The organism is Baia soyae, assembly GCF_004341445.1.
In the GTDB taxonomy this organism is placed as follows: Bacteria; Bacillota; Bacilli; order Thermoactinomycetales; family Thermoactinomycetaceae; genus Baia; species Baia soyae.
Map to the genome: position 1 here is coordinate 42829 of NZ_SLXV01000018.1, position 11353 is coordinate 54181.

General features: G+C 41.5%; 10 protein-coding genes. 4 read left to right on the forward strand and 6 right to left on the reverse strand.

Features of this window, described 5'->3' with window-relative positions; all coding sequences use genetic code 11:
* Positions 1–9: 9 nt before the first annotated feature.
* From EDD57_RS07545 to EDD57_RS07555, 3 genes are read right to left on the reverse strand one after another with little or no spacing between them, the layout of a single operon-like run.
* Positions 10–1473, reverse strand: coding sequence for a bifunctional metallophosphatase/5'-nucleotidase (locus EDD57_RS07545; RefSeq protein ID WP_165873708.1), 1464 nt, complete (start codon positions 1471–1473; stop codon positions 10–12).
* Between the two features lie 13 nt (positions 1474–1486).
* Entirely contained in the window at positions 1487–2317 is an 831-nt protein-coding gene (locus EDD57_RS07550) for a sulfite exporter TauE/SafE family protein (protein ID WP_131848847.1), read from the reverse strand.
* 4 nt (positions 2318–2321) lie between these two features.
* Complete coding sequence (locus EDD57_RS07555) at positions 2322–3185, reverse strand: DUF72 domain-containing protein (RefSeq protein WP_131848848.1); 864 nt, start codon at positions 3183–3185, stop codon at positions 2322–2324.
* An 82-nt stretch (positions 3186–3267) separates the two neighbouring features.
* On the opposite strand from EDD57_RS07555, the gene EDD57_RS07560 reads away from it, so the two are divergent.
* The 3 genes from EDD57_RS07560 (at position 3268) to EDD57_RS07570 (ending at position 6921) form a co-directional block, all read left to right on the forward strand.
* Positions 3268–4740: a nicotinate phosphoribosyltransferase gene (locus EDD57_RS07560; protein ID WP_131848849.1), complete on the forward strand. Its 1473-nt coding sequence runs from the start codon at positions 3268–3270 to the stop codon at positions 4738–4740.
* Positions 4741–4940: 200 nt separating this feature from the next.
* Entirely contained in the window at positions 4941–5540 is a 600-nt protein-coding gene (locus EDD57_RS07565; RefSeq protein ID WP_131848850.1) for a hypothetical protein, read from the forward strand.
* The gene (locus tag EDD57_RS07570) at positions 5527–6921 is read left to right on the forward strand and encodes a transglycosylase SLT domain-containing protein (protein WP_243649487.1); all 1395 of its coding nucleotides are present in this window, start codon (positions 5527–5529) and stop codon (positions 6919–6921) included. Before EDD57_RS07565 ends, EDD57_RS07570 begins: the two co-directional genes overlap by 14 nt.
* Positions 6922–7010: 89 nt before the next feature.
* On the opposite strand, the gene EDD57_RS07575 is transcribed toward EDD57_RS07570, so the two are convergent.
* Together EDD57_RS07575 and EDD57_RS07580 are read right to left on the reverse strand one after the other, a co-directional pair.
* The gene (locus EDD57_RS07575) at positions 7011–8927 is read right to left on the reverse strand and encodes an FtsX-like permease family protein (protein ID WP_131848852.1); all 1917 of its coding nucleotides are present in this window, start codon (positions 8925–8927) and stop codon (positions 7011–7013) included.
* A gap of 400 nt (positions 8928–9327) precedes the next feature.
* A complete protein-coding gene (locus EDD57_RS07580; protein WP_131848853.1) occupies positions 9328–9864 on the reverse strand; it encodes a hypothetical protein in 537 nt (178 codons plus the stop codon).
* Positions 9865–9970: 106 nt separating this feature from the next.
* Here EDD57_RS07580 and EDD57_RS07585 point away from each other — a divergent pair, with 106 nt between their 5' ends.
* Positions 9971–10348, forward strand: coding sequence for a hypothetical protein (locus EDD57_RS07585; RefSeq protein ID WP_131848854.1), 378 nt, complete (start codon positions 9971–9973; stop codon positions 10346–10348).
* 47 nt (positions 10349–10395) lie between these two features.
* Here EDD57_RS07585 and EDD57_RS14790 read toward each other — a convergent pair whose 3' ends face one another.
* The gene (locus EDD57_RS14790) at positions 10396–10881 is read right to left on the reverse strand and encodes a DUF3574 domain-containing protein (protein WP_243649484.1); all 486 of its coding nucleotides are present in this window, start codon (positions 10879–10881) and stop codon (positions 10396–10398) included.
* Positions 10882–11353: the final 472 nt, after the last annotated feature.

The following is an 11353-nucleotide window of genomic DNA, read 5'->3' on the forward strand; positions in this document are numbered from 1 at the left end:
TGGTTCGTATCATGTGAGTGTACCACAATCTGTTTCATGAGAAGCATTCGAAAACCAACGTTTTTCTTTTGCTTTCTCAATTTTGGAGGAATCTTGAACCGCATCCTTCAAGAGATCCCGTAAAAACTCGGGCACATAGTACCTCAGCAAATCACTCTCTTTTAAAGTGACATATCCAGAGCCAAAAGTAAACATATCGATCGTGGCTAATTGATATCGATCCTCATCCTCTAACCGTTCATTGCCTACATAGATAGCTTGTACACCAAGCTCCCCGCTAGTCGTACGAGCGGTTACCACCTGCAATCCCGATACCGCTAAAGAACCCAGTATCTTCCCACGAAACCCATAGCCTCGGATTTTTTTATTTTGAAAAGATGGCTGTAGGGATTGCTCTAGTGCCTCTCGAATCGCCCTTCCTGAAATCTCAACTAATACCGGATTAATCGGATGGGGACAAAGTTCATGTAATTTTTCCCACGTAACCGTCCCCGCAACAAGAGGTCCTAATAACACTCCGCTATTCACCAGAGAAATAGGAGCACCCGTCCATGCCCGAAGCTCATCGGCGAGCAAATTAGCAAACGTGGATTCTTTATTCCACGAGATGGGGAGCGTTTCCTTTAATTGCGCAATCGGCCTCGTCATATCACGCTTAGCCTCCATCCGTAAACCGTGGATAAAGTGAGCCATCTCAGCAGAAGAATCTTCTAGTTTCGTCATATGGACACAAGCATCGAAGCAAGGGGTAGCGTTGCTACTTAGATCCACGATCATTTGCACTTCCCCGACATACTCCCCAAATTTCCCCGCCGCTACAATCATCGTAGTCCCTATCCGCTCTGGCTCCTCCAACAGATGATGTGTATGCGCTCCGATGATGATATCCACATCCGGAATCATCGTCGCAATCTTACGATCCCAAAAAATCCCCAAATGGGAGAGAACCACGATAACATCTACTTGTGAACGTAACAACGCCACATCCCTTGCTAAACAGTCCATTGGATCACCTACATCCCAACCCAACAAATCATAAACCAATGGATATGGGATCGTAGCTCCTAAAAAAGCAATACGCACTCCTCTTACTTCTCGAATCTCCCAAGCCTTAAGCCAATCAGGAAGCTGTTGGTCTTCCTTTTGACGAACGTTACTACTTACCACCGAAAAAGAAGACTGATGATACATCTTAGCCAGATCTACATCCGAAATCGTTAATAATTCATTATTTCCTAACGTCACGATATCGTAGTCCGTATAATCGAGGATCCTACGATTGACTACCCCCATCGTTCCTTCCGTCTCCATCCGAAACCGGTCCGCATGATCCCCCAAATCAACGAGAAGAAACGACTCATCTCTCTGCTTCGCTTCCTCTCGCTTTCGCACCACAAAGCTATGAATTTTCTCCATTTCCTCCATATGGCTATGTAGATCATTTGTATGGTAAAGACGAATTACATGCCTCATATAAGGGTCCTCCTCACAAGGTAAATCCGTCATAGATCATCTTAATCGCAATGACTACTAGTAACGCTTCAAAAACTCGTAGCAGATGTTTACTCTCCAAACGAGAGGAAATCCAAGCTCCTGTCTTCCCTCCCAGCCAAGAGCCGGGGGCTAATAACAAGACCGCCATCCAATGAATATGTGCTTGAAAAGCCTGAATACCACTCCCCAGAATAGACGATAAAAAAATCGCAAACATCGAGGTAGCGGTAGCCACATGGGGCGGGAATCGAAACACGATGAGCATGATGGGAACCATCAGTGCCCCGCCGCCAATCCCTAAAAGCCCAGAAAGGATCCCGATGGGAAACGACATCCCTAACACAAGCCACCGATTGTATCCATACGTCCATGTATAGCCATCTGGATCCGTATGGGTTCTAACCTGAGACCCTGTATATCTCATCCATCCAATTCGGTCTTTTATCACGAGAACAAAAGAGATAACCAACATAAAGAGGCCGAAACCAATGAGAAAGAAATTGGATTGTAGATAACGTGATAAATAAGCACCGATCATCGCACCCGGGCCACATCCCAGAAAAAAGAGCCATCCGCTTGTAAAATCAATTCGTTTTTGTTTATGAAAACTCAGAGTCGAAGAGAGAGAGGTAATAACAATTAAAAATAAGGAGGTCCCCACAGCCATCGGAGGACTAACCATACGAAAAGGTGGAAAAAAATGAGCTAAATACAGCAGAGCAGGAACAATAATAATCCCTCCGCCAAGCCCGACAATACTTCCAATGGTACCTGCTACATAACCAACTAATAATAGTGATCCCCATATCAATATGTCATCCATGTGATTACTCCATCCAGTCCAGTAAGCTTAACTGCCTCGGCGCAAGTCCTTCATAGGAAATACCTAGCTGTTTCATCATCTTCCTTGCACTTTTGACAGCGTGCCCTTGTGAGTTATTATTAAATAATACATATACTTCTCTACTACTTGTTGCTAAGCTTTGTATTCTGGGAGCCCACTCCGAAATTTCTTCATCTGAGTAGTCGTAGGCATAGCGAATATCACGCCAATTCGGATTGCCAGGCTGATCCCAGCCAGCTTTATTCCGTCCATGGAATCTCACTACACTATATGTAGGATGTGTAGATGCCGCCACGATCGGAATCGAGTGAATTCCAGCCTGTGGTTCATCACATACAACGTGAACTAACTTCTCATCTGTTAAGAACCGTAACGTTTGATCACACATCGACTCACTAAACCAGCTTTGGTTGCGAAACTCGATAGCTAAACGATATTCTGAAAATGCTTCTTTTACTTTTCGTATGTATCGAACATGTTTTTGTGAACAATCATACCAAGGAGGAAATTGAAAAAGCATCAATTCACATTTCCCTGTTAACCGCATAGGCTCAAACGATTCTTTGACTGCCTTCACAATCTCTTCCCACGATCTCTCGGGGAAATGACTGGGTCGTCCGTGACCCGTAAGCTCTCGATACGGCTTTACTAAAAAGCGAAACGTCTCTGGCGTCTGCTCAACCCATTTCTCTACACGGTCTACAGCCGCTATCGCGTGAAACGTACTATCTAACTCCACAATAGGAAAATGACTTGTATACTCCACTAATTTATCTTTTGTCTTTGATGCTTGCGTAGTAAGAACATGGTCTCCCCAACCACAAACCCCTATTCGGACTTGATTCATTCTATTATTACGCCCCACTTCTATCTATGTATGTTCTTATTGTAGCATAGTAAATACAGCCATATAGAGGAGCTCAAACAACATGAAACTCAATTTTGCTTCTGCCTTGCACACAGATCAGTACCAAATTACGATGATGTTTGCCCATTGGAAACGAGGAAACCATACCAAAAGACGTGCATTTGACCTTTATTTCCGTACCCTTCCCTTTGGTAATGGATATGCCGTTTTTGCCGGATTAGAGCGGGCGATTACCTATTTGCAAAATGTCCGATTCACCGAAGAAGACCTTTCTTACATACAAACTTTATCTCCATCTTATGATGCCCCATTTTTAGAATATCTCCGCCAATTTCGCTTTACAGGAGACGTATATGCATTTCGTGAAGGCTCCCTTATCTTCCCTAATGAACCCATCATGCGCTTAGAAGGAAATGTGAATGAGCTTCATCTCATCGAAACAGCCTTACTCAACTTTACAGGCTTTCAAACGCTAATTGCCACCAAGGCAGCCCGGATTCGCCATATCATCGGAGAACAAGGTACGTTGATGGAATTTGGGACTCGTCGTGCGCAAGAGGCAGATGCCGCCGTCTGGGGAGCGCGCGCAGCTTATATCTCTGGCTTTAACGCCACCTCCAATGTACTCGCCGGAAAAACATTTGGGATTCCCACCAGCGGAACACACGCTCATGCTTGGGTACAAGATTTCTCTAGTGAATTGGAAGCGTTTCGCGCCTATGCGGATGCGTTTCCCGACCAAGCTGTCCTGTTAGTCGATACGTATGACACACTGAAAAGTGGCGTTCCTCATGCGATTCAAGTCGGACTCGAGTTAAGAGAGAAGGGGTATACCTTAAAAGGAATTCGATTGGATAGCGGAGACTTAGCGTATCTTTCCAAACAAGCTCGCATCATGCTGGATGAAGCCGGATTAACGAATACGAAGATAGTGGCTTCTAACGACCTAGATGAGCAAACGATCCTAAACCTGAAGGCCCAAGGTGCCCGAATTGACAGTTGGGGCGTGGGCACCAAGCTTATTACCGCCCACGACCAACCATCTCTCGGTTGTGTGTATAAGATGGTCTCGCGATTGGAAGATAATAAGTGGACCCCTACACTGAAAATTTCATCCAATCCGATCAAAGTATCCACTCCTGGCCGAAAAAAGATCGTTCGAATCATTGATACAAAAACAAATAAAGCGCAGGCAGACTACATCATGGAAGTAAACGAGGAGCTAAATCCAGCCGAACCACTCCTGTTAATTCACCCTGTTCACTCATTTAAGAAGAAAACAATCCGGAATTATCGAATAGAGCCCCTCCATGTACCCATTTTCCAAGGGGGGAACCTCGTATATTCGCTACCAAAACTGGATGAGATCCGTCAATTCCATCAACAGCAGATGGATCAGTTTTGGGAAGAGTACCTCCGTATCCTAAATCCAGAAGAGTATACCGTAAACCTCTCTGACACCCTTTGGGAAACAAAGAAACAATTGTTAGATTTAATTCAACAGCAAGTGCAAGATCTTACGGATACAAATTGAATGTAACGGGTTGCCTACGATGTGATAGGCAACCCGTTTTTACCTTTTACAATATTTGCAAATACATCTACAGGCGGAATTCCAATAATTGGGATAAATGTTGGAAATTCACCGGCATCATTTTACAAATTATTTCCTTTTCGACATTTTTTATATATACTCTAACTATACAGAAAATTATCATTTTAAGGAGCATATAGATGAAGCTAAGTAAACTTCAATTTTGGTTATTGATTGCCTTTACGGTCATCCTCATTTTTACCTTTATTAGTAGAATCCCCTTTGAAACAGAGAAGCCAGCAGCCCAATCAGCATCTGAGAAAAAACCTCCTACTCTTATTCCTACCACTCCTCCCCAAGATACAGAAGAGACGAAGAAAAAGGATCAGCAAGATCCCGAAGCCAAACAAATCCTAGACAACCAACAAAAACGGGGAGCACAAATAGACTCATTTCTCACTTCGTTTCTAAAAGATCTCTATCAATACAACGCATCGAAGCCAACCGCACATGTAGAAAGGGTAAAAAACCGCTTAGACCCCTCGCTCTACGAAATGTTACAAGCTCAATATAAAGAGCCATTTGCAGACACGAAAAAAATGGAATTTCGAGATTTTAAAATAGAGTCAAAAACAGTCGAAGATACACAAGATATTCGCCTAGAGCTAACTGCCAATATCACCTTTACTGGCCCTGATAACAAAGCCGTAACAGAGCCTCAATTTATCTCAATCCTACTAAAGCCAAGCGGCGATACATGGAAGGTAAGGTGGTTAGAAAGTGCCAATGCTGCCGACTAACCCAAACAATAGAAAAGACCGAGATCCCCTTTTAGTCCTTTTAATGGGGATGGGTGCGCTCCCTACCCTTTTGATCCTCCTACTCATCACCTTTACGATCTTTATGGTGGTCCCATTTATAAATAAGCCAGAGGCCTTACCAGAAGACGGAACAACTACCACCATGTCTATGTTTCGCGACTATTACGAAGAAGCCGCCGCCAAATACAACATACCGTGGGAAATCCTAGCCGCAATTCATGCCAAAAGCCCTCAATACACTTCCCATGCTTCGAAAGTGAGTGGAACCGTTCCAAATGTAAAATACAAAGAGTATATCGAGTCCTCCCTCTACCGTTGGAACAAAGATCGAAAATATCAAGTTACGCCTGCTTTAGTTGCCGCTGTGATGGAGCAAGAAAGTAACTTTAATCCAAATGTCGTCTCTTCTGCCGGAGCAGTTGGCTTAATGCAACTTATGCCATCTAACTGCCAAGCCCGTAAATGGACCATTCAAGATTGTAAAATCCCGGTCAATAATATCGATCGCGGCGTAGAGCTTTTAGTGAACCACCTAAATAATTTCAATGGAAATATAAAGTATACATTAGCGGCTTATAATGCTGGAGCTGGCAATGTAAAGCGCTACGACGGGGTTCCTCCGTTCCAAGAAACGCAAAATTACGTAAAAAAAGTTCCTCAGCGAATGAGCAAATTTGCCGGAGAAACCAACCTTGCACCTGTTAAAGATTACATTTTCGACTTAGCTCAGACGTTACAAGAAGAAGCCGATTCACAAAAAGGGATCTGTAAAAAGGATGCGACCCAAAAATTAGGAGAAGAAACCGTTAGTACCTACGGAGACAACGTTATCTGTGGAATTTATAAACTAGATTCTAAATTTACCGGTGACGGTGGTTGGGATTATGTAAATGAAGTAGCCTCTCAGGCCAATCTCTTCACAGGTAGAGTTACGATTGATGGAAATGTGAAGTACACCGGAGGCACGCTCGCCTGGCCACTAGCTCCGAACTGCCCGATTACAGGTAGATGGAATGAGCGCAGACCCGGACACTTTCATCGTGGGCTTGATCTCGCTTGTGCCGAAAACACCTTAGTTCGTGCAGCAGGGGACGGCGTTATCTATATCGATAAAGATAATCCCGGCGGCTTTGGCCATTATCTAGGCATCAAGCACTCCAACGGGCTTATCTCTTGGTACGGTCATACCATCCCCTACGGAAGCGTCCGTGTCGGCACGAAAGTAACCAAAGGCCAGTATATCGGCCTAATCCGAAAAATCGGCCGCTCAACCGGCCCCCATCTTCACTTTGAGGTACACATCGGTCTAAACCCTTCCTCCGATGCGCGAGATCCGCTGTTATTTCTGCAAAAAAAATAACCTAGGCTTTATGTGCTAGGTTATTTTTTGATCCAAAGTTCAGAAGTGATTAATCAGAAGATCATCATTTTTTTGTAGTACAACCCTTTTTATACCATTACTCGCTTTAATTGACTCAAATAATGAGCACGAACGATAAAGAAATAGATGAACTGCATAAAGAAAAAGGCACCGATCCCAGTCATAGTAGGGAGAAAGGTATTTCCTAGATCAGCAAATGTTCCTTTCAATGCTTCTAGACCTATAATGGCCTCTAGTGCTGCAACAAACATGGGAATAAAGAAGAGAGCAGCAATTTGGATAGTCGCTGATCGCTTCATCTCTTTACTACTTAAACCGACCTTAGAAAGTCCATGGATGATGTGCTGATCTTGGTTTAAATCAGTAAAAAGTTTAAAGTACAAGAAACTAGCGCTAGAAAGGGAGAAAATCGCTGCGAGAAATATGCCGATAAAGACTAACATACTATTACTTTGCTTGACCATTAAATAAGAATCTGCACGAGAGCTGAGGAAACCATTTTCTTCTCCTGATGTTGTCGCTTGATCATGTAAATCGATTAATTTTTTTCCAATTTTCACCTCTGTCGAATTAGAATTAGGTAACTCTTTATTAGACCAGTCTGGAATCAAATAGGAGATCTCTACATCTTCTTTCTCTTTCCTAGAAGCCTTCAACTGAGTATATGTTTCATCCGAAACGACTACGAGAGATCCACCCTGAATCGATTTTTCCACGAACTGGCCGACCACTTGAAGTACTTCTCCCCCATCATGTAGAGTAAGCTGCTTCGCATTTAACTTGTTTATAGAAGGATGGGAAATAGCCAATGCCTCTCCGGTTTTTAGTGTAGGAATCTTTTTCCCATTAAGCTTATCTACCCGATGCTGATACTCTGATTGTTTCATTATCGGTAGGTACCGATCCTGAGCCTCACGGAATTGAGAACCAATAGATGCCTGTTGAATCTTTTCAAATTTTACATTGGCAGACTTCAACTCTTGATCAATCTTATCAATCTCTTTTTTCCAATTCTCCCCCTTCTCGTTCATTACCGTATAAGTAAGTGCAAAAGGATTTTCACTAAACGCTCTCTTATTCATTTGATCCATTGAAAGAACAATTCCGATGACAGTACAAGACATTGCCGTGACAACCGTGATCATAAAAAAGATCCGCGCATTATCCTTTATCTTATAGCCAATCTCCGAAACCCAGAGGAGGTTCGTTCCTCGCCAAGAAAAAGAACGATTTCTTTTACATAGGCGAATGGTCCACACACTGATCTGTGTAAAGAAAAAGTAAGTAGCGATAAGCCCGAGTGCTAGAATATACATCATATTAGACTGCGATAATGGTTGTTTCATTAGATAAAAGGCACTGATAAAGCAACCCACTGATAATAAACATAGCCAGATGGAAACCTTCGGTTCTGGCTTGGGCTTCATGCCTCCTTGTAATAACTCTATCACCCGATTTTGTCGGACAAAGAATAGAGTAAGCGCAGAGATAACGAGAAAAAGGGTCAAAAAGGCAACAGTAGTCAGTCCCATCGCCTTCCACGGTAAGTAGATCGGTAGTTCTTTAACCCCTACAACTCCCGCACCAAAGTAGAGAAAAGCCTTAGACAAGACCATTCCACATGCGATTCCCGCGATGATTGATAGGGAACCGATGATCATATTCTCTAGAAAGATCAGACGTTTTAGTTGTCTTCCTTCCGATCCCAGAATGGTTAAAAGACCAAACTCCTTTTTTCTTGCTTTTAAAAAAGCGCTGATCGAGTAGAGTACAAACAGAAAAGAGAAGATAAAAACTACATACTCGGCTGCTCCCATTCCAATCTGAGTTCGTCTACCCATTTGGGTTTTCGTCATATCAGGATGAAAGATAAACATGGCATAGGTAAAAAAGATCATTACTGCAAACGAACTACTTAGAAAATAGGCAGAATAAGCCCGAATATTTCGTTTGACATTATTAAACGCAAACTGCCGAAAGTTCAATGTACATTTCCTCCTAACAGCGATAACATGTCAATATTTTTCGTGGAAAATCATCTTCCATGATAATTTACTTAACCATCTATGTGCTCCTTTCCACTGTAAACTTTTGATAGATGTTCTACCTTAATAGATCTATTCCTTTTGACACTCTATTAACTAGTTATGGACTAGTTTAGCAGTCTGGATTATGAGAAAGTATAGATTTACCTTTCAATAATCTTAATAAAATGTAAGGATCATCAACTATTATGTGACAAAATAATAATATGGGTAGTTGTACTCAATATAACTAGCAAGAACGATCCATAAACAATCCTCATAACACAGAAAAAGCCCCGTTTTAGGAGCTTTTTTTAGACTGCAAACAAAATCTAATTTCAAACAAGATGAACCCTCTGACTCAATCGCAACTAGTAGAAAACAAAATAGGAACTTCGCATATTTCATTTCTTAAAACATCTTGAAATACACTTGCAGCAACCCCAGTAAAAGTATTGCATAGATTTGATATATCATCATTGAAAAACTGAATGACTTCTGGCTTGAAAACAGGGTAGACAGCGTTCGGTTGGTTTGGTAGTTGAGGTTGTACAACAACTTTTTGAAAGAATTCATTACCCGTTAATGCAGTTTGAACGAGGCTTGCGATTAAGAAAGCGTTTAAAGGACAAGGTAAGGGAGTAATCAGCTCTCCTTCATTGATCACTACAACCAAGACTTCGACATTTCCGAAGGTTTGCGTAGGATTGAGGAGTGTAGCAATGGCTTTAGCTTTTTCATTTTCTGATACTGTGACAATGATAAGATAAACATCTCCAATAGGAAGAAGGGGCCCCACTGTTACATCAGGATCAGCCCCTACTGAGTACTTAATTTCATTAAAATATGTGACCCAAGGCGGGGAAAGTTCCACATTGTTCGTTTCTTTTATATCCATAGAAGAAGGCCTCCCATATAGTTTTCATTCATACAATATGTGGAGACTAAGAGAAATGATTCTTATATGAATCTATTTGTAATCATTGTGCTAACAGGAGGAAACTATGTATCCAAACTGGGATGAATTCTCTCGTTTTGCACCCGTGTTTTTTCTATGGGGTGCGATGATAAGTCGATTCTTTATTGAATTTGCTGTAGATAAGGATTTTTTCAATCTATACATGATCCTTAAATGGGTCTGGATCATCATTTGTGGTCTATGGACGATCAAGTATTTAAAAAAATATCATCACGATCAGAAGTATGTTCGAGATGTTTATATCATCACGATCGCGTCCATCTGTATTTATACGCTCGCTTTAAGCTGTGAAACTCACTTTTCATTTCCGTCTATCATCCCATATCTATTTCCATTTGTAATCGCTCTCCTATTCGTCGTCGCTCCTATTAAATTAATCAAACATATCGATAAATCCAAATAACAAATGAACCCTCCACTTGGAATGAACCTAATGGAAGGCCGTTTCACTCACTCAATAAAATACATCTTTCCGTTCACTTCTAACGCAACAGACGATTGTTTCATCTCTTGCTTGACTTGTCTTGCATAACCGACTACTTCATCTAGAGCCTTCTTATCTAGCTTCTCACCATAGCTATAGACAATCGTAACCTTTTCCTTGACCAATTTCTTATCATCCGCCACCCAAGCACCTATCCCTTCCATTGCCGTTGCTCCGCCGAATAGCTTGGAAAACTTCTCTAACGCCTGATCCACATGTCTAGCATTATTGGCGGCCTTGTCTACAAGGATGGTAGATGGGATATAGATTTTCACTACATTGTGTAAGTTCTTGTACCCTGACAAAACACCCGTCTCAACTTCTGATGATTTCGAAATTTGAGGTGTTACTACCGGCTTATCTGATGTGACTTGCATCGTAAAATTGCTTATACTTATCCCAATCAATATGAGGATAATAAGCCAAAGATAGGGGAAACGCTTCGTTTTCATGGTAGAAACCTCCCTACATATTGATTCGATAAATCATGTTATTTACCTGTACGGAAACTCTTTAGGATGGTGAACGCCTTCCAAAGTCAGCCCTTGAGAAGGCGTTCACTGTACTATGTCAGTTGTATTGATATAACTAAGGACTATCTGAAAATAACCTCTCTAACACAAAAGGCTCCTTGATGGAGCTTTTTTAAGCAAACCAACCTAGTATATTTTTTAATATTTATTTCATTTACAAAAAAAAGTTGTATTTACTTAATGTTATTATTTACGGTGCATGATATTCAATAATTTAATAAAAAAGTTTAAAAATTATATTGACAATAGTTTAATAAAAAGTTAGAATAATTATTGTATTAAATAATATTTTAGTACAGGTGTGTTGATTAACCAAAAAATGGGATAAAAAGGAGAAAGACACCTTTCTTCGAAATGGTAAAGTGCCCACTAAACCATAGAGAGGTGTCCC